Origin of the sequence: Pseudonocardia xinjiangensis, from assembly GCF_050948425.1 — a bacterium.
GTDB lineage: Bacteria > Actinomycetota > Actinomycetes > Mycobacteriales > Pseudonocardiaceae > Pseudonocardia > Pseudonocardia xinjiangensis.
In genome coordinates this window covers 1-24,142 of sequence record NZ_CP192009.1, presented here as the reverse complement: position 1 = coordinate 24,142, position 24,142 = coordinate 1, and the positions used below count along the sequence as shown (strand labels likewise).

General features: G+C 70.3%; 20 protein-coding genes and 2 tRNA genes. 4 read left to right on the top strand and 18 right to left on the bottom strand.

Translation table 11 applies throughout. The features are described 5' to 3' along the window. Positions 1-11: 11 nt before the first annotated feature. Positions 12-503 carry an N-acetyltransferase family protein gene (locus ACQPZA_RS00110; RefSeq protein WP_433277303.1) on the bottom strand — a complete coding sequence of 164 codons (492 nt, stop codon included), beginning with the start codon at positions 501-503 and terminating at the stop codon, positions 12-14. Between the two features lie 134 nt (positions 504-637). Between ACQPZA_RS00110 and ACQPZA_RS00105 the strand changes: the two genes are divergently transcribed. Beyond that, positions 638-2,143, top strand: a complete 1,506-nt coding sequence (locus tag ACQPZA_RS00105) for a glycosyltransferase family 39 protein (protein WP_433277301.1) — start codon at positions 638-640, stop codon at positions 2,141-2,143. A gap of 37 nt (positions 2,144-2,180) precedes the next feature. Here ACQPZA_RS00105 and ACQPZA_RS00100 read toward each other — a convergent pair whose 3' ends face one another. After that, entirely contained in the window at positions 2,181-3,176 is a 996-nt protein-coding gene (locus tag ACQPZA_RS00100; RefSeq protein WP_433277299.1) for an Ldh family oxidoreductase, read from the bottom strand. A 257-nt stretch (positions 3,177-3,433) separates the two neighbouring features. On the opposite strand from ACQPZA_RS00100, the gene ACQPZA_RS00095 reads away from it, so the two are divergent. Both ACQPZA_RS00095 and ACQPZA_RS00090 read left to right on the top strand, forming a co-directional pair. Next, positions 3,434-4,429 carry an undecaprenyl-diphosphate phosphatase gene (locus tag ACQPZA_RS00095; protein ID WP_433277297.1) on the top strand — a complete coding sequence of 332 codons (996 nt, stop codon included), beginning with the start codon at positions 3,434-3,436 and terminating at the stop codon, positions 4,427-4,429. A gap of 187 nt (positions 4,430-4,616) precedes the next feature. Further along, a complete protein-coding gene (locus tag ACQPZA_RS00090; RefSeq protein ID WP_433277295.1) occupies positions 4,617-6,239 on the top strand; it encodes an APC family permease in 1,623 nt (540 codons plus the stop codon). Between the two features lie 6 nt (positions 6,240-6,245). Here ACQPZA_RS00090 and ACQPZA_RS00085 read toward each other — a convergent pair whose 3' ends face one another. The 5 genes from ACQPZA_RS00085 to ACQPZA_RS00065 all read right to left on the bottom strand — a co-directional run bounded on the left by ACQPZA_RS00085 (position 6,246) and on the right by ACQPZA_RS00065 (position 10,254). Next, positions 6,246-6,668 carry a hypothetical protein gene (locus ACQPZA_RS00085; protein WP_433283147.1) on the bottom strand — a complete coding sequence of 141 codons (423 nt, stop codon included), beginning with the start codon at positions 6,666-6,668 and terminating at the stop codon, positions 6,246-6,248. Positions 6,669-6,678: 10 nt separating this feature from the next. After that, positions 6,679-7,512 (bottom strand): heavy metal-binding domain-containing protein, encoded by an 834-nt coding sequence (locus ACQPZA_RS00080; RefSeq protein WP_312859058.1) that lies wholly within the window; start codon positions 7,510-7,512, stop codon positions 6,679-6,681. A 17-nt stretch (positions 7,513-7,529) separates the two neighbouring features. After that, positions 7,530-8,411, bottom strand: coding sequence for a heavy metal-binding domain-containing protein (locus ACQPZA_RS00075; protein WP_433277292.1), 882 nt, complete (start codon positions 8,409-8,411; stop codon positions 7,530-7,532). A 140-nt stretch (positions 8,412-8,551) separates the two neighbouring features. Beyond that, positions 8,552-8,980 carry a pyridoxamine 5'-phosphate oxidase family protein gene (locus ACQPZA_RS00070; protein ID WP_433277290.1) on the bottom strand — a complete coding sequence of 143 codons (429 nt, stop codon included), beginning with the start codon at positions 8,978-8,980 and terminating at the stop codon, positions 8,552-8,554. Positions 8,981-9,045: 65 nt separating this feature from the next. After that, positions 9,046-10,254, bottom strand: coding sequence for a cytochrome P450 (locus ACQPZA_RS00065; RefSeq protein ID WP_433277288.1), 1,209 nt, complete (start codon positions 10,252-10,254; stop codon positions 9,046-9,048). A gap of 196 nt (positions 10,255-10,450) precedes the next feature. Here ACQPZA_RS00065 and ACQPZA_RS00060 point away from each other — a divergent pair, with 196 nt between their 5' ends. After that, positions 10,451-11,110 (top strand): MarR family transcriptional regulator, encoded by a 660-nt coding sequence (locus ACQPZA_RS00060; protein ID WP_433277286.1) that lies wholly within the window; start codon positions 10,451-10,453, stop codon positions 11,108-11,110. A 140-nt stretch (positions 11,111-11,250) separates the two neighbouring features. Here the strand turns inward: ACQPZA_RS00060 and ACQPZA_RS00055 are convergent. The 11 genes from ACQPZA_RS00055 to dnaA all read right to left on the bottom strand — a co-directional run bounded on the left by ACQPZA_RS00055 (position 11,251) and on the right by dnaA (position 24,142). After that, positions 11,251-11,326, bottom strand: a tRNA-Ala gene (locus ACQPZA_RS00055). 50 nt (positions 11,327-11,376) lie between these two features. Continuing rightward, on the bottom strand, positions 11,377-11,490 hold the full coding sequence (locus ACQPZA_RS00050; RefSeq protein ID WP_312859057.1) for a DLW-39 family protein: 114 nt from the start codon (positions 11,488-11,490) through the stop codon (positions 11,377-11,379). A 34-nt stretch (positions 11,491-11,524) separates the two neighbouring features. After that, positions 11,525-11,598 (bottom strand) — tRNA-Ile (locus ACQPZA_RS00045). Positions 11,599-11,678: 80 nt separating this feature from the next. After that, positions 11,679-12,224 (bottom strand): DUF3566 domain-containing protein, encoded by a 546-nt coding sequence (locus ACQPZA_RS00040; protein ID WP_433277283.1) that lies wholly within the window; start codon positions 12,222-12,224, stop codon positions 11,679-11,681. Between the two features lie 520 nt (positions 12,225-12,744). Beyond that, a complete protein-coding gene (gyrA, locus tag ACQPZA_RS00035; RefSeq protein ID WP_344014942.1) occupies positions 12,745-15,267 on the bottom strand; it encodes a DNA gyrase subunit A in 2,523 nt (840 codons plus the stop codon). A 42-nt stretch (positions 15,268-15,309) separates the two neighbouring features. Beyond that, on the bottom strand, positions 15,310-17,289 hold the full coding sequence (gene gyrB, locus ACQPZA_RS00030; protein WP_169399586.1) for a DNA topoisomerase (ATP-hydrolyzing) subunit B: 1,980 nt from the start codon (positions 17,287-17,289) through the stop codon (positions 15,310-15,312). Positions 17,290-17,589: 300 nt separating this feature from the next. After that, positions 17,590-17,916 (bottom strand): DUF721 domain-containing protein, encoded by a 327-nt coding sequence (locus ACQPZA_RS00025; RefSeq protein WP_433277281.1) that lies wholly within the window; start codon positions 17,914-17,916, stop codon positions 17,590-17,592. 360 nt (positions 17,917-18,276) lie between these two features. Further along, entirely contained in the window at positions 18,277-19,443 is a 1,167-nt protein-coding gene (gene recF, locus ACQPZA_RS00020; RefSeq protein WP_433277279.1) for a DNA replication/repair protein RecF, read from the bottom strand. Then, the gene (gnd, locus tag ACQPZA_RS00015) at positions 19,443-20,390 is read right to left on the bottom strand and encodes a phosphogluconate dehydrogenase (NAD(+)-dependent, decarboxylating) (RefSeq protein WP_433277277.1); all 948 of its coding nucleotides are present in this window, start codon (positions 20,388-20,390) and stop codon (positions 19,443-19,445) included. Before gnd ends, recF begins: the two co-directional genes overlap by 1 nt. A 53-nt stretch (positions 20,391-20,443) precedes the next feature. Beyond that, positions 20,444-21,604: a DNA polymerase III subunit beta gene (gene dnaN / locus ACQPZA_RS00010; protein ID WP_433277275.1), complete on the bottom strand. Its 1,161-nt coding sequence runs from the start codon at positions 21,602-21,604 to the stop codon at positions 20,444-20,446. Positions 21,605-22,477: 873 nt separating this feature from the next. After that, positions 22,478-24,142 (bottom strand): chromosomal replication initiator protein DnaA, encoded by a 1,665-nt coding sequence (dnaA, locus tag ACQPZA_RS00005; protein ID WP_169399591.1) that lies wholly within the window; start codon positions 24,140-24,142, stop codon positions 22,478-22,480.

Here is a 24,142-nt window from a genome sequence, read left to right as displayed (position 1 = left end):
GCCGGCACCCGTCAGTACGCCGGCACGGCGAGCTTGAGACCTCGATGGGAGTCGACGAACCCCAGCCGTTCGTAGAAGCGGTGCGCGTCGACGCGCGAGCGGTCCGACGTGAGCTGCACCAGCTCGCAGCCGCGGCCGCGGCATTCGTCGATCGCCCACTGGACGAACAGCCGTCCCAGCCCGCGGTCGCGGTACGAGCTGTGCACCCGTACCGCCTCCAGCTGACCCCGCAGCCCCCCACCATGGGAGAGCCCCCGGGTGAACGTGAGCTGCATGGTGCCGACGACCTCGTCCGAGCTCGTCGTCAGGCAGACCAGCAGCTGCTCGTCAGACGCGTCGATCTCGGCGAACGCGGCCTCGTAGGCGCTGAGCTCGGCGGTTTCCCGGCCCCGTCCGAGCGGGTCGTCGGCGAGCAGTGCCACCAGGTGCGGCACGTCGGCGCGACGGGCGCGACGGACGAAGAACTCCTGGTCACCCCTGGTGAGCACACAGATCACGGTCATACCGCGATCATCGCAAGGCGGCGGTGACCACCACGTTGTTCCACGTGGAACAACGGACTGCGCACCGGTCCGCCGCCGTGAGGTCGACGAGAAAAAGTTCAGACGGGGCAAACAGGGCGCGGTACCGTCCACGCGTGATCAGCGCCACGGGGGAGATCGGCGCTGCGGATCGTGCACCCGGCCGGAAGCCCGTCGCGTGGACCGGGCTCGGCGCGCTCGCCACAGCCGTGACGGTGCTGCTGCTGGCCGTGGCCGGCCGGTACGGCTACCACCGCGACGAGCTGTACTTCATCCGCGCCGGATCCGAGCCCGCCTTCGGTTACGCCGACCAGCCCCCGCTCACCCCGTTGCTCGCACACGCCCTCCACACCCTCTTCGACGGCTCGCTGGTCGGGCTGCGGCTCCCGTCCGCGGTGATCGCCGGGATGGTCGTGCTGCTCACCGGGCTGCTCGCCCGCGAGTTCGGGGCCGGGCGGGGTGCGCAGGTCCTCGCGGCCGCGTGCATGGCGGCCTCGGCGGTACTGCCCGTGGTGAGCCACATGCTCTCGACCACGTCGATCGACCTGCTGGTGTGGACCGCGATCTCCTGGCTCGTCGTGCGGGCCCTGCGCGATGGTGGCCAGGTGTGGCTCGCCGTCGGGCTCGTCGCCGGCATCGGGCTGCAGAACAAGTTCCTTCCCGCGTTCCTGCTGGGCGCCCTGCTGGTGGGGGTGCTGGTGGCCGGACCGCGCCCGGCACTGCGCTCGCCGTGGCCGTGGCTCGGCGGGCTGCTCGCGCTGGTGCTGTGGGCGCCCAACCTCGTCTGGCAGGCCGCAAACGGGTTCCCGCAGCTGGCGCTCTCCGCTGCCATCGCCGCGGGCGGCTCGGGCACCAGCGAGCCCTGGTACGTGTTCCTCCCGTTCCAGCTGATCCTGGTGAGCCCGGCGCTCGTCCCCGTCTGGGCTCTGGGGTGGTGGCGCCTCGCGCGTGATCCCCGGCTCCGCACGTGGCGCTCCTTCGCCGTGGCCTACGTGGTGCTCGCGGTGCTGTTCCTCGTCACCGGCGGCAAGCCGTACTACCTGGCTGGCCTCTACCCCGTGCTGCTCGCCGCCGGGGCGGCGCCGGTGCTGGCCTGGGCGCGCTCCGGGGCGGGGCGGGCGGTAAGCCTGGGCGTGGCGCTCGTACTGAGCGCGGTCACGGCGAGCGTCCTCATGCTGCCGCTGGTGCCCGACCACCGGCTCGCCGCGACGCCGATCGTCGACATCAACTACGACGCGGGGGAGACCGTCGGCTGGCCCCGCCTGGCGGCCACCGTCGCCGCCGCCCGCCACGCCGTCCCCGCCTCCGAGCGCGTCGCCGTTCTGACGCGCAACTACGGGCAGGCCGGCGCCGTCGACCGCTATCTGCCCGAGCTCCGTCCGGCCTACAGCGGCCACAACTCCTACTGGACGTGGGGACCACCCCCCGACGCCACGACCGTGATCGCCGTGGGGTTCGAGGAGGAGCAGCTGCGCAGGTGGTTCGGCCGGGTGGAGCACGCGGGGCGGGTCGACAACGGGGTCGGGCTCGAGAACGACGAGCAGGGCACCCCGGTGTGGGTGGCACGCGACCAGCTGGTGCCGTGGGACCGGCTCTGGCCGCAGCTACGCCACCTCGGCTGAGACCGGCGACGTCAGCAGTGCCCCGCCGCGGCGGGGGTCAGTGCCTGGAGGTGAGCTCGCTGAGTGCCTCCAGCACGGCCGGCTCGACGTCGATGCCCCCTGCGGCGACCCGGTCGGCACGCACGGCCACCGAGCGCTCGAACGGCATGCGCACGGCCACGGCCGGATCGACCGGACGGGTCGCCCGTACGGAGGCCGCGAACTCCGCGGTCCGCTGCTCGAACTCGGTGGCCGAGCCGAAGAGGTCCGGCCGCAGCACGAGCACGAGCATGCCGAAGTCCTCCAGCTGCGGCGGCGCGGCGGGGGACCCGGCCAGCATGCCGAGGAGCTGCACGACGATGCCGAGCCCGCTGCCCCGATGGCCACCCCAGGCGGCGAAAGCACCGGACAGCGCCGCCACCGGGTCGTCGGTCGGCTCACCTGCGGCGTCGTAGGCAGAGCCGGGCGGCAACCGGCGCCCGGTGCGGTGGGCGAGCACCGCCTGCGCGTGGATGATCTCGGAGATGCCGATGTCCCAGATCACCGGAACCTCGCCGCCGGTGGGGAACCCGAAGCAGATCGGGTTGGTGCCGAAGCGCGGCTCGGTGCCGCCGTACGGCGCCACCCACGGCGTCGCGTTCGACGCGAGCATGGCGACCATCCCGGCCCCGGTGATCATCTCCGCGTAGTACGAGAGCATGCCGGTGTACCAGGTGCGGTTCGCCCCCACCACGGCCAGACCTGATGTCCGGGCCTTCTCCACCGCGATCTCGGTGGCGCGGCGGCCCACGAGGTAGCCGATGCGGTCGGCGCCGTCGAGCTGCGCCGACACCGGCGACTCCCGCGTGATCCGCATGTCCGCACCGGTCAGCGGGGTGTGGCCGAACCGGTCGGCGATGCTGAGGATCCGGGCGAGGCCGCTGTAGGAGAGCCCGCGGAGCTCGCAGTCCATGAGGTGGTCGAGGACGATCGCGGCCTCCGACCCGTCGAAGCCGAGGGCGCGCAGCGCGTCGGTGCCGAGTCGGACCGCGGTGTCGAGTGCGACGAAGGCCATGGCTCAGGCCTGCCGGCCGGGCGAGTTCACCATGGCGTCGATTCTGCGTCCTGTTCCACCTCAGCACCGACCGGGAGCCGGCCGATCGGAATTCCCGCACAGAACGGACCAACTATCCGTGTCGGTTATTCCCGGCGCCCGGATCCTATCCGGCTTTTCCCGACATGTTCTCGCTCCGACCACCGACCCGAACCTCGATGCGGCATTTCCATTAGGGTGCGGACCGAGCGCCGATTTGCAACGAGGAGAGCACCGCAGTGGGCACCTTGAGTTGGCTGGAAGCGATCGTGATCGGTGGCCTACAGGGGGTCGCGGAGCTCTTTCCGGTATCCAGCCTCGGACACAGCGTGCTGATTCCCGCGGTGATCGGAGGCAGCTGGGCCCAGGATCTCGACGTCAGCTCACCGGAGTCGCCGTACCTGGCCTTCGTCGTCGGACTGCACGTGGCCACGGCTCTCGCTCTCGTCGTGTACTTCTGGCGCGACTGGGCCCGCATCATCCGGGGCCTCGTCACCAGCATCGTCCGCCGTGAGGTGACCGAGCCCGATCAGCGGCTGGGCTGGCTACTCGTCGTGTCGACCATTCCGGTGGCACTCGCGGGCCTGGTACTGGAGCACGTGTTCCGGGTCTACCTGAGCAGGCCGCAGCCGACTGCCGCATTTCTCGTCGTCAACGGCGTGCTCCTGCTCGTGGGGGAGCGGCTGAGGCAACGGTCCGAAGCGCGCGACCCCGATCCGGCGACCGTCCCGCTGGTCCAGGATCCCGCCACCGTCCCGCTGACCCGGGTCCGCGCCGCCGACCTCAGCCATGGCGGCGCGCCGCGCCGTACGCCGGCGCCCGCAACCGCCGAGGAACTGGCGGACCGCCGGCTCGCCGAGCTTCCCCTGGGTAGAGCGGTGCTGATCGGCGCGGCGCAGATCGCCGCGCTCGCCCCGGGCATCAGCCGGTCCGGCTCCGCGATGGTCGCCGGCCTGGTCAAGGGGCTCTCCCATGCCGACGCGGCACGCTTCTCCTTCCTGCTTGCCACGCCCGTGATCCTCGCCGCCGGCCTGCTCAAGGTCGGCGACCTCGCCGGCCCTCTCGGCGACGGCATCCGGCCCCAGATCCTGGTCGGCAGCCTGTTGTCCGGAGTCGGCGCCTACGTGTCGGTGCGGTATCTCACCCGTTACTTCGAGACCCGCTCGCTACGCCCGTTCGGCATCTACTGCATCGTCGCGGGCCTTGCGTGTCTGGCCTGGTTCTGGCTGCGCTGAGCGCATCCGATCAACCAATCTTGGCATTTCGGACAGCCTCTCGGGAACCGGTGGAGCCGGGTCTCGCTACACCCTTTTACTGGCGTTATCTCACACGTACGCTGCCACCATCGAACGGGCGAATAGCAAAGCCGAATTTACTTTGTACGTGCGCTGTCCGCAGTCCCCCTGATCGGAGTCATTCCCCATGACCGAAATCTCCGCCGGACGTGAGAGAACGGCGGTGCCCGGCCTGCGTCGTGACGTCGGGCCGATCCCGCTGATGTTCATCTCGCTGGGCTCCATCATCGGTTCCGGCTGGCTGCTGGGCGCTCTCACCGCGGCCACTGCTGCCGGTGGTGCGTCGGTGCTGTCGTGGCTGCTGGCGGGTGTCGTGATGGTGCTGCTCGCTCTCGTGCATGCCGAGTTGGCGGCCGCGTACCCCTTCGCGGGCGGCACGGCCCGCTACCCGCGCATCGCGTTCGGCGCACTGGCCGGGTTCGCGGCCGGTTGGGTCGGGTGGCTGCAGGCGGTGACCCTCGCTCCGATCGAGGTCGAGGCCGCGCTGAGCTACCTGGACCACGCCTGGCCGGGACTGGTGAACGCCGACGGCGCCCTCACCGGTCTCGGACTCGTCATCGCCGTCCTGTTGATGGCCGTCTTCACCGCCATCAACATCATGGGCGTCAAGTGGCTGGCGGAGTCCAACCGGGTCACCATGCTGTGGAAGGTCGCGGTGCCGGTCCTGACCGTCATCGTGCTGATCGTGGTGTCCTTCCACGCCGGCAACTTCACCGCGGGCGGCGGCTTCGCCCCGTTCGGCGCGCACGGCGTGTTCGCGGCCCTGCCACTCGGTGTGGTGTTCGCCCTGCAGGGTTTCGAGCAGGCGGTCCAACTGGGCGGCGAGTCGCGCAACCCCCAGCGTGACCTCCCGCGGGCCGTGATCGGTGCCGTCCTCATCGGCACGGTCATCTACATCGGGCTCGAGATCGCGTTCATCGGCGCGCTCGACCCGGCCAACCTGCTGCACGGCTGGGCGGCGCCGGTCGGCAAGGGCGACTACGGCCCCTACGCCACCCTGGCCACCACACTCGGCGTGGGCTGGCTCGCCGTCATCCTCTACATCGACGCGTTCATCTCACCTGCCGGAACCGGTCTGGTGTACATCGGCACCGCGTCGCGCCTGTCCTACGCACTCGGGCACTCCGGCTACATCCCGCGGTCGACCGCCAAGCTCAACAAGGCCGGGGTGCCGTGGGTGTCGCTGCTACTGGCGTTCGTGGTCGGGATCATCTGCTTCCTGCCGTTCCCGAGCTGGCAGAGCCTCGTCGGCCTTATCACCTCAGCCGTCGTGATCATGTACGGCTTCGCTCCGGTCACGCTCATGGCGCTGCGTCGCAACGACCCCGACCGGGCGCGTCCCTACCGGCTCAAGGGCGCCGCCGTCATCTCGCCGATCGCCTTCATCTTCGCGAGCGAGATCGTCTACTGGGCGTCGTGGCAGACCGTCGAGAAGCTGCTGATCCTGCTCGCGGCCGGCATGGTGGTCTTCGTGATCTCGCGCCTGCTGGGCAAGCAGGCCTCGAGCGGGCCCCTGGACGGACGCGCGATGCTCTGGGTCCTGCCGTGGTTCATCGGCCTCGGGATCATCTCCTACCTGGGCCAGTACGGCGGCATCGGAGTGATCCCGCCGTGGGTCGACCTCGGCGTGGTGGCCGTGTTCGCGCTGGCGATCTTCTACATCGGCATCCAGGTCGCGCTGCCCCCGGACCGGGTGGCCGAGGCGCTCGTGATCGAGGAGGCCGAGGCCGCCGCCGAACCGGCGATCTGACCCGGCTCAGACCCCGCCGGCGAGAAGCCGCTCCAGTGCCACCCGGGCCGCGGCGTCACGGGCCGCGACCCGGGTGAGGTCCTCGGCGAGTGCCTGCAACCACTGCTCGATGGTGACGGTGCGCCTGCTGATCACGACGTCCCGCACGACCTGGCGCACCTCGGCCTCCACGGTGCCGTGCGGTCCCTCGCGCAACCCCAGCTGCCGTCCCTCGCCGTGCACGACCACCGCGACCACGCGCCCCTTCCGGCCCGCGATCCGGTCGCCCATCCCGCGCCGGCGGTCCACCTCCACCATCCCGGTCGGGAGGGCACCGGCCAGTGCCCCGGAGAGGACCCTCGCGTAGGAGGCGACGTCGGTGCGGTCGGATCCCAGGGTGGCCGCGAGCAGCTGCACGTCACCCATCGGCCCGAGGCCGCTCGGCTCCATCGTCACCGCGTCACCCGTCCGTCAGCGGCAGCACGAGCTGGGGGGTCGGGATGCGATGGTCGGGGCGCAGGGGACGCACCGCCGTGCCGATGGCGAAGAACTCCGTGGTGTGACCACCCCACCGATGACCGTGCGAGAGCAGCTGCACCCCGACGATCCCTTCGGCGTGCAGTTGCTCCGCCTCCGCCTGCATCCGGCTCATCGCGAGCTCGCGGGCGTCGTAGAGCGCCTCGGTGAACTGCGGCAGCTCGACGTTCTGCCCGACGTTGCCCATCGCCTGCCAGAACCGCTGGTGGGCGATGTGATAGACGCACGAGCCCATCACCATGCCCAGTGGCGCGTACCCGGCCTGCACGAGCGTCCAGAAGTCCTGTCCGGACAGGTCGGACGTGAAGGGCTGGTTCTTGTTGTTGCGCCACGACACGCCTTCGGGCGTGCGGGGCTCGTCGGCCGTCACCGCGGTGCCCACGGCGATGAACTCGGCGAGGTCGGCGCCGAACTCCTTGAACTCGATGTGCAGCCGGACGCCGACGATCCCGTCGGCACCCAGCTGGTCGGCCTCAGCCTCCATCCGCGTCATCGCGAGCTCCCGGGCGTGGTACATCGCCTGCGACAGCGTGGTGAGCTCCTGGTTGCGGTTCCACCGGCCCATCTGGAAACCGACGTGGTAGATGCTCGAGCCGAGCACCAGCCCCACCGGCCGGAAACCGGCCTCCCGCACGAGCAGGAACTCGTTCACCGAGAGGTCGGAGGTGAACAGGCTCGTCGCCTGCCCGGGACGCATCTCGGCGAGGCGACGCATCGCGTCCTCGGGTACGCCCAGCGCTGTCGGGTCGGCGGTCACAGGATCTCCAGGGTGGGTCAACGGAGCGGCAGGTAGGTCAACGTCCGCGTCGGCGCCGCGGTGTCGGTGTGGAAACGCACCAGAGCGGTGCCGAAGACCGCCGCCTCGGCGACGTGGTCGCGGTGGTTCTCTCCGGGCTCGATCTCCCAGGCATGCAGGTCCATCGACGACACGATCGCGCCGTCGGCCCCCGACTCCCGCACGTGCCCGGCGAGCCGGTGCCGGGCGTCGGCCCTCGTGTGGCTGATCAGCTCGGTGTAACCGGTGACCTCCGTGTTGCCCGAGCCCCACGCGGCCTGCTGGCGGGTCTGCCAGTCGTCGTGCCGGATGGCCACCGAGATGCCGTAGACGAGGTCGGTCGGCATCCAGCCGGCCGCGACGAGCTTGGCGACGTCCTGTCCCGGCAGGTGGGTGCTGAAGATCCGGGACGGTCGGACGCTGCCACGCGCACGCACACCGGTGCCCAGCGCGGTGAACTCACGCGCGCCGCCGTCGAGCTGGGACATCACGAGTCCGACCCCGACGACGCCGTCGGCGCCGATCGTCGCCGCCTCCTGGGCCATGCGGCTCATCGCGGTGCCGTAGCCGCGGTAGAGCGCGTCCACGTAGGGACGGAAGCCCGCGAACCGGGTGGGCGCCGACGACGTGATCGTGGGGGTGGCCCACCCCCCGTAAGCGCCGCCGTAGACACCGCCGTAGATACCGCAGCCCTGGTACCCGGTCCAGCCGATCTGCTGGACCATCGAGCCCATCACCTCTCCGACGGGCTCGAACCCGGCCACCTGCAAGCCGGCCGCAGCCGGCGCAGAGAGCAACGACGTCCAGGCGCCACCCGCTGCCGCCCGCCGCGCCCGCTCGGCCGCAACAGGCGGCAGCCCATGCCCGTCCCAGTCGGCCACGTCGTCCTCCGCGCTTCATTCCCCACTTCGGACACTAGTCCTCTCCGAGGACCCGGTGGGCGCGGAAAAAGGCACGTCAGGGACGGTATGGACGATGGGTACGAATCCTCGCGACCGTCCGGGCGGTATGCCAGGTCAGGTCAGGACGAGCCCCCCAGATCCGCCGAGTGCCACCGCTCCGGGCGCAGGAAGATGCAGATCTGCTCACCGTGGTCGGCCTTCGCGAACTCGACGTAGGCGGCGACCTCGCCGGGCGGCAGATACCGCCTGCTGATCTCCCACAGGTGCTCGTCCGTGCCCGGAACGGTCCGCGAGACCGGCCCTTCCACCGACACGTACCTTATCGTCGGTTCGACACGATCGACCATCAACGTGAAACGGCCGGCAGCCCGGATGAGCTCGGCCTTCACGGATGCGACCGAGGTGAGCACCCAGACCTCGCCGCCCGGGGCGTACTGGTACCACATGGGCACGGTCAGGGGGCCGCGATCCGGCCCCGCGGACACGGACAGCGCGGCGATGCGCGGCTCGGCCAGGAACTTCTGTCGCTCTTCCAGGGACAACGGCATGTGATCGAGGGTAGGACCCGACCCCGACAAATCCGGCGTTGATCGAGCCCGTCACCGGCTTGCGGTCACATGTCCCAGGTGACGGGGAGGCTCTTCACCCCGTAGATGTCCGCGGTCTCCGGGCGCAGGCCCACCTCTTCAGCAGGGACGGCCAGGCGCAGCGTGGGGAAGCGGTTGACCAGCGCGGGGAACGCGACGCGCATTTCGACGCGGGCCAGCTGCTGACCCAGGCACTGGTGGATACCGTGGCCGAAGGCCAGGTGACCGCCGTCCTGCCTGCGGAGGTCGAGCACCTGGGGATCGGCGAAGCGCTCGGGGTCGCGGTTCGCGGTGTTGTACGACAGGATGACGGCGGTACCGGCCTCGATGGTCTGGCCATCCAGCTCCACGTCCTCCAGCGCTGTCCTCATGAACGTCTTGGCGACGCTCAGATACCGCAGCAGCTCCTCCACGGCCTGGTCGGCGAGCGTGGGATCGGCGCGCAGCGCGGCCAGCTGCGCCGGGTTGCGCAGCAGCGCGAAGGTGCCCAGTGCCAGCATGTTCGCGGTGGTGTCGAGCCCGGCCGCCAGCAGGATCAGGCTCATCCCCCTCAGCTCCTCATCGGTCAGGTCGCTGTCGGTGAGGTCGCTGAGCACGTCGTCAGTGGGGTTCGCGCGCTTGGCGGCCACGAGCTCCGCGAGGTAGGTCTGGGTCGCGGTGTAGGCCGCCATCAGGTCCTCGTCGCTCGTCTCCCCGCTCATGAACGACTCGACCTGCTTCTGGAAGTAGCCCCGGTCCTGGTACGGCACCCCCAGCAGCTCGCAGATCATGATGGCGGGGATGGGCGTGGCGAACGCGGTCACCAGGTCCGTCGGCGGCCCGGACTTCTCCATGGCGTCCAGGTGCTCGGCGGTGATCTGTTCCACGCGCTCGGTGAGCTGCCGCATCCGCCGCACGGTGAACTTGCCCACCAGCGGTTTCCGATAGCGCCCGTGCTGTGGCTCGTCCATGAGGAGGAACTCGCCGGGCGCCGCCGGAGGGACCTCCACGCCGGTGTAGTCGATCAACGGGTGGTGGAACATGAGCTCCTTGCGTGAGCTGAACCGGGAGTCGGCCAGTACCGATCGGACCAGGTCGTATCCGGTGATCAGCCAGCCCTCGTGCCCGTCAGGGAAGGGGTAACGGCTGATGGGGCCGTGCCGACGGGCGTCGATCAGCTCTGCCGGCGGGTCGAAGGGGCAGCCCGGCTGACGCGCCGTCGGCAGCGTCGCGACGGTGTGGACGGACTCACTCATGATCATTCCCGATCTCGCGATGGAGCATGTTCGGTTCGATCGGAAAGCTACGTTGCGTTCAGAATCCCGTCAAAGATCTAGATACGTTTTCCCAGATAGACGGGGGAAAATGGTGCGATGACGCTGGGCTCGAAAGCAATGCTGCGTTGCAATTGCTGACGGCGAAGGCAATAGTGGCGGCGTGCCGAGAGGACGGTTGACCCAGCAGGACCGCCAGCGCATCGCGGCCGGCCTCGCCACCCGGCTCTCCTACGCGGAGATCGCCAGGCGGCTCGACCGGCCGACCTCGACGATCAGCCGGGAGATCGGACGCAACGGCGGCCCCGGCGGCTACCGGCCCCAGCAGGCGCACCGAGCAGCGGTCCAGCGGGCGCGGCGTGGCACACCGGCGCCCCCGCGCGAGGCCGGATCGCCCACCAGCGCGGTGGAAGAGGAGATCATCGAGATGGCGGTCCGGACGGGGCTGCCGAGGATGACGGCGCGTGTACACCTCGACCTGTTGCTGTCCGAGGACGGCAGGCGCACCGCGGCAGAGCTGACCCGCAGGCTGAACGTCAGCCCGGCCTCCGTCTCGGTGGCCGTGAACTACCTGGTCGAGCACGGATACGTCCGGAGAGAGCGCGATCCGCAGCGACGTCGCGACATCTACGTGGTCGACGACGCCGCCTGGTACCACTCGGTCGTGCTCGGCGCGCAGCAGACGCTCGAGTCTGCACGGGCCGCGACGGCGGCAGCGGAGAAGCTCGGGCTCGACAGGCCCGTGGGGCAGCGGATGGCCAAAACGGGGGCGTTCCTGGAGCGGGTCAGTCTCGACGTCATCGAGTCGGCCGACCGCTGGCGCGCCCTCCTGGCGTGACAGGCCCCAGCCGAATCACCTGAAGAGCTCCCGACCAGGTCCTGCTGCCGGATGAGCGGCAAGGAAGGACGCCGACCATAGGCGTGTGCCACCTTCGCGCACGACCCTGACGGGACGATCTCTCGCGGAGATGTTGGTGCTGGTGGAGACGAGGGGAATCGAACCCCTAACCCCCGCCTTGCAAAGGCGGTGCTCTGCCAATTGAGCTACGTCCCCGTGCTGAGCGAGGACGTTACCCGCCCGCGGTGGGCGGGAGCACACCAGGCTCAGTTGTTGGTGGCGTCATGCCAGAGGTCGTTGTCCGAACGGGACGCACGGACCTTCGAGAACACAAGGGCGCCTGCGGCGATTGCGGCGACGACAGCGATGATCTTCTTCACGGGTTCACGTCCTGCCTGTCCCGGGGATGGGTAGTGGGCCCAGCTGGATTTGAACCAGCGACCTCGTCGTTATCAGCGACGCGCTCTAACCAACTGAGCTATGGGCCCCTGCGGCGGAGACGAGATTACCCCAGCGTCTCCAGCCGCCCCCCACCGGCTCCCCCTTCCGGAGGACCGCCGGTCGGGGGTCAGTCGCGCTCGGAGAGCGTGACCTCGATGCCGCCGACGAGGTCGGCCGACACGTTGTAGACGAACGCCCCGATCGTGACGGCGACGGCGAAGAGCAGGCTGTTGATCGCGCCGATGACCGCCGCGAGCCCGAACACGCGCCCGGCACTGATCAGCGGGCTGCCGGTCGGGGTCTCACCCGACACCAGGTCGGCGTAGGTGCCGTTGAGCCGGTCCCAGACACCCATCCCGTCGAGGATGCCGTACAGCACCCCGATCGCGACCATCCAGATGAAGAACAGCACCACGGCCAGCACGAGACCGAGCTTCAGTACCGACCACGGATCGAGGCGCTTGAGCTGCAGCGCCGCCTGGCGCGGCGGGCGGCTACGCCTGGGCCGACCGGTCGCGAGCGAGTCGCTGTCCGGCGCCGGATCGGTCTCCGACGAACCGTCGCCGTGGGTGGCGGGCTCGAGGAAGGTGGTGGGGGCTTCTTCGAGCAGGCCACCGGCAGGTCGCTCGTCGGCGGCCTTCTCGGGCTTCTCCGGCGCGTCCTTCCCCGGCATCCGGTGCCACGGTGGCGGCCCCGCTGCCGGGCCCGGGGACGGAGCCGGACCTGGAGACGCGGCGGGACGCGCGCCCGACGATCCCGAGGACGGACGCGCCGCCGCAGCACGAGAGGCCTCCGCGGGCTCCGGCGCCGGCCGCGGGCCGGAGCCGTTCTCCGCTGTGGTCAACCGCAACTCCGTGGTGACCGCCTCGGGCCCCTCCGGATCGAGCCGGGGCGAGTCGCGCTCGTCCTTCGGCCGTGCGACGGCACCCTCCGAGACGCGCACCGCGGGAGCGACCGGTTCCTGGGCCGGTGTACCGGCAGGGGCGCCGGCCCCGTTCGCGACAGGCGCCTCGGCGGAACCCGCGGCCCCCTCCGGAGCGGCGACCTCGGCGCCACCCGCACGCTGCTGAGCAGCAGCGGACTCTCCGGTCGCCACCCGGCCACGGCCGTCGGGCTCACTCGATTTTCGCGTCTTGTCGTTCACGAGGTGAACGTCTCCTCGGGGCCAGGTGGGGTGTTGCCGGCTCGGCGCATCACTGCTCGGCGGTGGTAGCGCCGTTCAGGTCCGCATCGTCCGCGTCGTCCTCCGCGTTGCGGGCGACCGCCAGGAGGGTGGCGCTTTCACCGAGATTCATCAGGCGCACTCCCTTCGTCTGACGGCCGGCCTTGCGTACCTCGCGGGCCGACGTGCGAATCACCCCTCCGGTCGAGGTGATCGCGTACAGCTCGTCGTCGATGCCGACGATGAGCGCGCCAACCAGAGTGCCACGGCGCCGGTCGTACTGAAGCGTGAGAACACCCTTACCCCCGCGACCCTGCACGGGGTAGTCCTCGATCGGCGTACGTTTCGCGTAGCCGCCCGCCGTGGCGACCAGCACGAACTTGTCCTGCTGGACGACGCCGAGCGAGAGCAGCCGGTCGCCCGAGTTGAAGCGCATCCCCAGCACCCCGGACGTGGCGCGTCCCATCGGCCGGAGCACCTCGTCGCTGGCCGTGAACCGGATGGACTGGCCCTCGGCGGACACCAGCAGCAGGTCGTCCTCAGCGGAGCAGAGCACCGCACCGACCAGTTCGTCGTCCTCGCGCAGGTTGATGCCGATCAGGCCGCCCGTGCGGGGCGAGTCGAAGTCGGTGAGCCGCGACTTCTTCACCAGGCCGGTGCGGGTGGCGAGCACCAGGTAGGGCGCCGCCTGGTAGTCGCTGATCTGCATGACCTGGGCGATGTGCTCGTCGGGCTGGAAGGCGAGCAGGTTGGCGACGTGCTGGCCGCGGGCGTTGCGGTTGGCTTCCGGCAGCTCATAGGCCTTGAGCCGGTAGACCCGCCCCTTGTTGGTGAAGAACAGCATCCAGTCGTGTGTGGAGCACACGAAGAAGTGGGCGACGATGTCGTCCTGCTTCAGCGTGGCGCCCTGCACGCCCTTGCCGCCGCGCTTCTGCGCCCGGTAGAGGTCGGTCTTCGTGCGCTTCGCATAGCCGGTCTGCGTGATCGTGACGACCACGTCCTCGACGGCGATGAGGTCCTCGTTGGTGACGTCGCCGTCGTCGGCCACGATGCGGGTGCGTCGGTCGTCGCCGTGCTTCTCGACGATCTCGGTGAGCTCGTCGCGGACGATCTGCCGCTGCCGCTCGGGCCTGGCCAGGATGTCCTGCAGGTCGGCGATCTCCCGCTCGATCTCGGCGAGCTCGTCGATGATCTTCTGACGCTCCAGTGCGGCGAGGCGCCGCAGCTGCATGTCGAGGATCGCCTGGGCCTGGATCTCGTCGACGTCGAGCAGCTGGATCAGGCCGTCGCGGGCGACGTCGACCGTCTCCGACGCGCGGATCAGCGCGATGACCTCGTCGAGCGCGTCGAGCGCCTTGACGTAGCCGCGCAGGATGTGGGCCCGCTCCTCCTTCTTGCGGAGGCGGTAGCGGGTGCGCCGGACGATGACCTCGATCTGGTGGCGGATGTAGTTGCGCACCACCTGGTCGAGCCGCAGGGTGCGCGGCACCCCGTCGACGATCGCCAGCATGTTGACGCCGAAGCCGTACTGCAGCTGGGTGTGCTTGTAGAGGTTGTTCAGCACGACCTTGGCGACGGCGTCACGCTTGAGCGTGATGACGATGCGCATGCCGACGCGGTCGGAGGACTCGTCGTTGATCTCGGCGATCCCGGCGATCTTGCCGTCGCGGTGCTGCGCGGCGATCGACTCGATCAGGTTGTCCGGGTTGACCTGGTAGGGCAGCTCGGTGACCACGAGGATGGCGCGCCCCTTGGCGTCCTCCTCGACCTCCACCACGGCGCGCATCCGCACCGAGCCGCGACCCGTCCGGTACGCCTGCTCGATGCCGTCGCGGCCGACGATCAGCCCGGCGGTGGGGAAGTCGGGGCCCTTGACGCGCTCCATGAGCGCGGCGAGCAGCTCCTCGTCGGTGGCCTCCCAGTTGTCCAGCGCCCACACGACGCCGGCGCCGACCTCACGCAGGTTGTGCGGCGGCACGTTGGTGGCCATGCCGACGGCGATCCCGGCGCTGCCGTTGATGAGCAGGTTGGGCACCCGCGACGGCAGGACGAGGGGCTCCTGCGTCTTGCCGTCGTAGTTGTCGGCGAAGTCGACGGTCTCCTCGTCGATGTCCTGCAGCATCGCCATGGCCAGCGGCGACAGGCGGCACTCGGTGTAGCGCATCGCCGCAGCCGGGTCGTTGCCGCGGGACCCGAAGTTGCCCTGCCCGTCGATCAGCGGGTAGCGCAGCGCCCAGGGCTGGGCCAGCCGCACGAGCGCGTCGTAGATCGAGGAGTCACCGTGCGGGTGGTAGTTCCCCATCACCTCGCCCACGACGCGCGCGCACTTGACGTAGCTGCGGTCGGGGCGGAAGCCGTTCTCCCCCATCGAGTACAGGACGCGCCGGTGCACCGGCTTGAGCCCGTCCTCGACCAGCGGCAGCGCGCGGCCGACGATGACGCTCATCGCGTAGTCGATGTAGGAGCGCTGCATCTCCTGCTGGATGTCGACCGGTTCGGTTCGGTCGCCACCGCCGGGCGGTGGGGGCAGGGTGGGGTCGAGGGTGTCGGTCATGGTCCTTCTCTGCTCGTACGGCTCGGGCGGTGGGCGCGGGGACTACACGTCCAGGAACCGCACGTCCTTGGCATTGCGGGTGATGAACGAGCGGCGCGACTCGACGTCCTCGCCCATGAGGATCGAGAACAGCTCGTCGGCCGTGGCGGCGTCGTCGAGGGTGACCTGCAGCAGCAACCGGTTGGCCGGGTCCATCGTGGTCTCCCACAGTTCCTTGGCGTTCATCTCGCCGAGGCCCTTGTAGCGCTGGATGCCCTCGTCCTTCGGCAGCTTCTTGCCCGCCGCCCGGCCGGCCTCGAGCAGTCCCTGCAGCTCGCGGTCGGTGTAGGCGAACTCCGGCTCGGAGCCGCGGCCACCCCACTTGATCTTGTAGAGCGGTGGCTGGGCGAGGAACACGTGCCCGTGCTCCACCAGTGGCCGCATGAAGCGGAACAGCAGGGTGAGCAGCAGCGTGCGGATGTGCTGGCCGTCGACGTCGGCGTCGGCCATCAGGACGACCTTGTGGTAGCGCAGCTTCGCCACGTCGAACTCGTCGTGGATGCCGGTGCCCAGCGCCGTGATGATGGCCTGGACCTCGGTGTTCTTGAGGACGCGGTCGATACGCGCCTTCTCGACGTTGATGATCTTGCCCCGGATCGGCAGGATCGCCTGGAACATCGAGTCGCGACCCGACTTGGCCGAGCCCCCCGCGGAGTCGCCCTCCACGATGTAGACCTCGGACTTCGACGGGTCGGTGGACCGGCAGTCGGCCAGCTTGCCCGGCAGTCCGCCGATGTCGCCCGCGCTCTTGCGCCGCACGAGCTCCCTGGCCTTGCGCGCAGCGGCGCGAGCCTGCGCCGACTGCACCGCCTTGTTGACGATGGTGCGGGCCTCGGTGGGGTTGCGCTCGAACCAGTCGGCCAGCCACTCGTTGCTGACGCGCTGCACGAACGACTTCACCTCGGTGTTGCCCAACTTCGTCTTGGTCTGCCCCTCGAACTGGGGTTCCTTGACCTTCACCGAGACGATGGCGGCGAGCCCCTCGCGGATGTCGTCGCCCGACAGCGCGGGGTCCTTCTCCTTGAGCAGCTTCTTGTCGCGCGCGTAGCGGTTGACCGTGGTGGTGAGCGCGGAGCGGAAGCCCTCTTCGTGGGTGCCGCCCTCGTGCGTGTTGATCGTGTTGGCGAACGTGTAGACCGACTCCGTGTAGCCGGAGTTCCACTGCATCGCCACCTCGACCTGGTGGCCCGTGCCCTCACCCGTGAACGAGACGAGCTTCTTGTGGATCGGGTCCTTGCTCTTGTTCAGGTGCGCGACGAAGTCCTCGAGCCCGTTCGGGTAGCAGAACGTGTACTCCTTGACCTTCGCCACGTAGCCCTCGGCGTCGGGCTCCTCCGCCTCGCCGTTGTCGCCGTTGCGCTCGTCGCGCAGTGTGATCGTGAGGCCCTTGTTGAGGAAGGCCATCTCCTGCAGGCGGCGGCGGATCGTCTCGATGTTGTAGGTCAGCGTCTCGAAGATGTCGCCGTCGGCCCAGTACGTGACGGTGCTGCCCGTCTTCTTCGTGGGCTCGCCCTTGCGGAGCGGCCCGGGCACCGAGCGCGCGTAGTGCTGCCGCCAGACGAAGCCGTCGGTGTGGATCTCGACGTCGAGCGCTGTGGACAGCGCGTTGACCACGGACACACCGACGCCGTGCAGGCCGCCGGACACGGCGTAGGAGTCGCTGTCGAACTTCCCGCCCGCGTGCAGCATGGTGAGCACCATCTCGACGGCGGGGCGCTTCTCCACCGGGTGCATGCCGACGGGGATGCCACGGCCGTCGTCGACCACGCGCACCCCGCCGTCGTCCTGCAGCGTGACCTCGACGCGCGTGGCGTAGCCGGCCATCGCCTCGTCGACGGCGTTGTCCACGACCTCCCAGATGAGGTGGTGCAGACCGCGCTCACCGGTGGACCCGATGTACATGCCGGGGCGCTTGCGAACCGCCTCCAGCCCCTCGAGCACAGTGATGGACGACGCGCTGTAGGCGTTCTTCTTCTCCGGCACGGGCTGCCTGTCTCCTCGCCACGAGGGCCCGTCGGCCGGGAACGCGCGGGTAAGCGCCGTCCGACGTCGGGGCCTTTCGACCGGGCGATCGGGGAGCGCCCGGAACACGTCTCCCATCATACCGGTGCGCTACGACAGAAACGCGCCTAGGAGACCCCTCAAATCGTCTCAGACAGCCGATCGTGGACTTCGGCGGGTCACGACGGCCGCGCGGGGGTTGCGAACGGGCTGTGGGGCAGTCACGCGGCGCTGAGTCGCCGTCTGCCGCCCCGGCCACCCGAACGGCGGCCTCCGCCCAGGTCAGCCGTAGGTGTCGCGCGGTCCGCGGCCCCGCACGTGCCGTGGACCGTGGCGCCAGCTCGGCCCCGACGGTGCCACCACGCGGATCCTGCGCACCACGTCCTTGCCCACCGCGGCCGCGAGCCGGACCAGCAGCTGACGCTGCAACGTGCGCAGCTGCGTGGCCCACGCCGTCGACTCGGCCTGCAGCACCAGCTCACCGTCACGCAGCGACAGCGGGGTGCAGTGGTCGGCGATCTCCGAGCCCACGAGGTTCGGCCACCGCCCGAGCACGGTGGCGTCCGTGAGGCGCGGCGACCAGCCGCGGTCCAGCGACACCCGGGACACGAGCCTGCCGAACGGCTGCGGGTCACGGTCGTCCGGTCCGGGACCGGACCACCGCCGTCGCCTGCTCCGGCCCGCCGCCGGCTTGCGCCCCTGCCGTTCCGCGGACCGCTGCGCGGTGCGTTCCGCCGACGCCTCGCGGGCGGCCCGGAGCGCCTCGCGGGCGATGTCGGCGCCCCTCCCCGCGGCGGCCGAGCGCCCAGCGGTTCCGCTCGATTCATCCCCAGGCCTGGGGACAGCAGGACTCGAAGGAGGCGCGTTGGGCGGTTCTCGACGCACGGCGGGCGGTCGTTTCTGCTCGTCATCACCAGGGGAGCGGAAGTTATCCACAGTATCCACAACCTTGTACACAGGTGTCAGAGATCACACGGACTGCGCTGACGTGGCCTCTTGCGGAAGTCGCTCGACAGTACCGCCGCCCACCGCAAACCGGACGCCGGACAGGCCGTCGGGTACGTCCTCGGGCACCGCGGCGGTGATCAGCACCTGCTCGGCGCGACGGGCGACCGCGGCCAGCGCGCTGCGCCGCCGGGAGTCCAGCTCGGCGAACACGTCGTCGAGCACGAGGACCGGCTCGACGTCGTCGTCACGCAGCAGCCGGTAGGAGCCGAGCCGGAGCGCGAGCGCGAGCGCCCACGACTCCCCGTGGCTGGCGTACCCCTTCGCCGGCCCGTCGCCCAGCCGCAGTTCGAGGTCGTCACGGTGCGGCCCGACCAGGCACACGCCCCGCTCCACCTCCTGACGGCGCACCGCGGCCAGCGCCTCGAGGAGGAGGACCTCGAGCTCGGCGACCGAGGTCGGCAGCTCCCCCTCGAGGCTCGAGCGATACACCAGCGCGATGGGGTCGGAGGTGGGCGCGACCTCGGCGAACGCCTCGACGGCGAACGGGCCGATGGCCGCCACCAGCTCCAGGCGGCCGGCCAGCAACTCCGCCCCGTGGCGGGCGAGGTGGCCGTCCCACACGTCGAGCGTGCTCAGGTCGCCACCGGAGGCGTCGGCCGAGCGGCCGGAGTAGCGGCTGTTGCGCGCGGTCTTGAGCAGCGCCGACCGCTGCCGGAGCACCCGGTCGTAGTCGGCCCGCACCGCGGCGTACCGCGGAAACCGCGACACCAGCAGGTCGTCGAGGAACCGGCGGCGCTCGCCGGGATCGCCCCGAACCAGCGCGAGGTCCTCCGGCGCGAACAGCACCGTCCGCAGGATCCCCAGCACGTCACGCGTCTTCGCGACCGGTGCCCGGTTCACCCGCGCGCGGTTGGCCCGGCCGGCCGTGATCTCCAGCTCGATGCCCAGCTCACGCCCGTGGTGCACGACCAGCCCGCGCACCACGGCCCGCTCGGCGCCCCGCCGGATCAGCGGAGCATCGGTGGCGACCCGGTGCGAACCCAGCGTGGCCAGGTACCCGACGGCCTCGACGAGGTTGGTCTTGCCCACCCCGTTCGGGCCGACGAGGACCGTGACGCCGGGCTCCAGCTCGAGCTCGGCCTGCTCCCACGACCGGAAGTCGGCGACGGCGAGACGCCGCAGGTGCATCAGCTCTGGGTCGAGCCCGTGCCCGAGCTCGGCCCCGCGTGCTCGCCGGGCGTGCCCGACGGTCCGGCGGCCGACTTCACCGCGTGCCCACCGAACTGGTGGCGCAGTGCGGCCACGGCCTTCATCGAGGGCGAGACCTCCTGGCGCGAGCCGAACCGGGCGAACAGCGCCGCGGAGATCACCGGAAGCGGCACCGCGTGCTTGATCGCCTCCTCGATCGTCCACCGACCTTCGCCGGAGTCCTCGACGTAGTCGTCGAGGGAGGCGAGGCCCGGGTCGTCCTTCAGCGCCGCGACCAGCAGGTCGAGCAGCCACGAGCGCACGACCGTGCCACGGGACCAGGCCTGCAGGACACCCGGCACATCGGTGATCAGGTCGACCGCCGACAGCAGCTCGAAGCCCTCGGCGTAGGCCTGCATCAGGCCGTACTCGATGCCGTTGTGGACCATCTTGGAGAAATGGCCGGCGCCGACCGGGCCCGCATGCACGAAGCCCTCCTCGCGCGGCCCCTCGGGGCGGAGCGCGTCGAAGATCGGGAGCGCGCGCTCGACGTGCTCCGCCGACCCGCCGGCCATCAGCCCGTAGCCGTTGTCCTTGCCCCAGATCCCGCCGGACACGCCGACGTCGAGGTAGCCGATCCCCTTGTCGTCGAGCAGCGCGGCGTTCGGACCGTCGTCGGTGTAGCGGGAGTTGCCGCCGTCGATCACGAGGTCACCCGGCTCGAGCACGTCGGCGAGCGCGCGCACGGTGCTCCGGGTGGGCTCGCCCGATGGCACCATCACCCACACCACGCGCGGCGCGGTGAGGGCCGCCGCCAGCGAGGCGAGCGAGTCGACATCGGTCACGTCCGGGCGGGGGTCGTACCCGACCACCTCGTGCCCCGAGGCACGAAGCCGGTCGCGCATGTTGCCACCCATCCGGCCCAGACCGATCAGTCCGAGTTGCACGGTTCCACTCCTGGTGTGTCTCGTCGGGGGGAGCTCGCCCGCGCTCGTACCGATCAGCCGGGGAGGCGAACGGGCATCAGCAGGTGCAGGTAGCCGGGCACCGGCTCTGCAGTCTCCTCGCCGCCATTGTCCTCCGCAGGCGCGGCCGGCACCGGCCGGACGAGGGCCGGGCGGTTCGGCGTGGTGAAGGTCAGCTGGGCGCGGGCGGTGTGCAGCGCGCCGAGCGAGTCGAGCAGATAACCGGGGTTGAACGCGATGGTGAGCGGGCCGCCGTCGAGCTCACACGGGAGTTCTTCCTCCGCGCTGCCCACGTCATCGCCGCCCGCGGCGAGCCGGAGACCGTCCTCGCCGAACTCCATACGCACCTGAGCCACGCGGTCGGTGACGAGTGCCACCCGCTTGATCGCCTCGACCAGCGGCGCGACCTCGATGACGGCGGCGCTGGTGTGCTCTGCCGGGATGAGCTGACGGAAACGCGGGAACTCCGCGTCGAGCAGCCGGGTGGTGGCGCGCCTGCCCGCGCCGGTGATGCCGAGCATCCCGTCGCCTGCCGAGAGTGCGAGCTCGACGGTGCCGGCACCGGCGAGCGTCTTGGCGACCTCGGCGAGCGTGCGGGCCGGGATCAGGACCGCGCTGGACTGCGCGGCGTCCTCCGGGGTCCAGTCCAGCTCGCGGACCGCCAGCCGGAACCGGTCGGTGGCGGCGAGGGTGAGCCGCGCCCCCTCGATCTCCAGCCGGATGCCGGTGAGCATCGGAAGCGTGTCGTCGCGGCCGGCGGCGACCGCGACCTGGGCGACCGCCTGCGCGAGCTCGCCCGCGGCCACGGTGCCCGCGAGCTGCGGCATGGCCGGCAGCTGGGGATAGTCCTCGACCGGCATCGTCGGCAGGCTGAACCGGCTGTTGCCGCAGTTGATCGTGGCGCGTGACCCGTCGACCACCAGGTCGACCGGCTTGGACGGCAGCGCGCGGGTGATGTCGGCGAGCAGCCGGCCGGACACCAGTACGCGGCCCGGGTCGCCGATGGTGGCGTCCAACTCGACGCGGGCCGAGGTCTCGTAGTCGAACCCGGAGACCGTCAGCCGATCACCGTCCGCACCGCCGGACGCCTCGATGAGGACGCCACCCAGCACCGGGACCGGTGGCCGCGCCGGAAGGCTGCGAGCCACCCAGGCGGCCGCGTCGGCCAGGACGTCGCGTTCGACCCGAAACTTCATGGGGGACCTCTCGCACTGGCGGTGTGGGGGACGAGCTCGGGTGGACCCATCGGCGGGAGGCCGAGTGGTCGTTGCCGGTCGAGGCGCCGGGCACCCGCTGGGTTCGCCCGGCACGGCCTGAGCCGGAAGCCCACCGTAGAGCCTCCGGACCGCAGGTGTCATCCCGGCCAGGGTGCGACCCGATCCGGCTTCCGCTCCGAATCCATCCACGTCGCTTGTTCTTGTGTAGTTCTTCAGGAAGGGAACAACAGCAGTAGTACTAGGGCCTGTGGGTAGTGTGGATGGACAGCGTTTCCGCAGGTCACGCGGTGCGGCGTCCTGTGGATCGAGCTGGGGGTCACAGGGTGGTCTGCGAGCCTGCCCGGTGGATGGCGGCGGTGGGACCCGATCTGTCCCCCGGCTGAACACCGGTTGTCCACCGTTTCGACCCGATCCGTCCACGGGCCCCAACTCGTCCATCCACAGAGTTGTCCCCAGATGTGGGTGAAGAGTGGTCGTGTGAGAACGCTGTGCGACTGGTTTCCCTGGTCCCACACGGGTCGCGGCGCGGTGCTGAACTCACAGAGTTCCCTCCCGACACAGGGTTGAGGACGCTGAGTCACCGGTTTGGCCGTATTGAACACGGCGCGTCATGGGATGGAACGCCGACGGACCCCCGGTGTGCGCCGAACGGCGGTACACAAGCGCACGGCGGGGCGTCGGGAAGAGAGCGCGACCGGGATCCACAGAGCCGGCGCGCCGCCGCAACTCGCCGCAGACCGGCTCGGTGAGGGGCATCAACGCCTCCGTACCGAGCGCACAGCACGCGATACGGGCGGAGTGGGGCGGATGGCCTTATTACTACGGGTGCGCTGGAGGCGGTGAACGCAGCGCTCAGTGCCGGGCGCGCTGCTTGATGCGCGCCGTCAGCTCCTGGACCTGTTCGAAGGTCTTGCGACGTTGTGCGATCTCGTTGCGGATCTTCTTGTCCGCGTGCATGACGGTGGTGTGGTCGCGACCGCCGAAGGTCTGGCCGATCCGCGGCAATGACAGGTCCGTCAGCTCCCGGCACAGATACATGGCGATCTGCCGGGACTGCGCGAGCGCCTTCGTCTTACCCGGCCCGCACAGCTCGTCCATCGTGACGCCGAAGAACTCGGCGGTGACCGCCATGATCGTGGGCGCCGTGATCTCGGACGCAGCCGAGTCGGGGATCAGGTCCCGCAGCACGATCTCGGCGAGCTGGGTGTCGACCGGCTGCCGGTTCAGCGACGCGAACGCCGTGACGCGGATGAGCGCACCCTCGAGCTCCCGGATGTTGCGCTCGATGCGCTCGGCGATGAACTCCAGGACGTCGCCGGGTACCGCGAGCCGATCCTGGGCGGCCTTCTTCCTCAGGATGGCGATCCGCGTCTCCAGCTCGGGCGGCTGGATGTCGGTGATCAGGCCCCACTCGAAGCGGGTGCGCATCCGGTCCTCGAGCGTCTCCAGCCGCTTGGGCGGGCGGTCCGAGGACACGACGATCTGCTTGTTGGCGTTGTGCAACGTGTTGAAGGTGTGGAAGAACTCCTCCTGGGTGCCTTCCTTGCCCTCCAGGAACTGGATGTCGTCCACCAGCAGCACGTCGACGTCCCGGTAGCGGCGCTGGAAGGCCACCTTCCGGTCGTCGCGCAGCGAGTTGATGAAGTCGTTCGTGAACTCCTCGGTGGACACGTACCGCACCCGCATGCCGGGGAACAGCCGTTGGGCGTAGTGCCCGACCGCGTGCAACAGGTGGGTCTTGCCCAGCCCGGAGTCGCCCCAGATGAACAGCGGGTTGTACGCGCGCGCCGGCGCCTCGGCCACAGCGACCGCGGCCGCGTGGCTGAACCGGTTGGACGCACCGATGACGAACGTGTCGAAGGTGTACTTCTCGTTCAGCCGCGTCTGCGAGCGTGGAGTGACCTGCTCACCCGCAGGCGGTCCGGAGTAGGTGGGCCACACCTCCGGCGTGCGCCCGTCGATGCCGGAGCCGCCGTTGCCGCCGCCCAGGTGTCCGCCGTTGCCGCCGCCGAGGTGCGCACCGGCAGGCTCGCCCAGCGCCAGCGGACCGGTGATCGGCAACGCCGACCCGTTCGAGCCGGTGAAGTCGTCGCGTTGGGGCGGGTCGGCACTGCCCTGTCCGCCGTGGCCCTGCCCGCCGCCGTGCATGGGCCCGTGCCCCCCGCCGGTGACGGCGGCGTTGGGGCGCGTGCTCGCGCCGGGCGGGTCGGGCACCTCGGTGCCACCGCCCGCCGCCGAGGCGTCGACGACGACCGCGAGATTCACCGCCACCCCGAGGTGCCTGCCCAGCGCATCACTGATGGGACGACGCAGGATCCGCTCGATCGCGTCCTTCGCGAACTCGCTCGGAGCGGCGAGGAGCGCAGTGCCGTCGATCAGCCCGAGTGGGCGGGTGAGGCGGAGGAACGCGCGCTGCTGCTGGGAAAGAGTGTGGGCTCCGGAGCCCGACGAGGCCCCCGAGAGGTCCGCGATCACACGGTTCCAGACCTGACCCAGGTCTCCTGGTTGGTCGGGCAC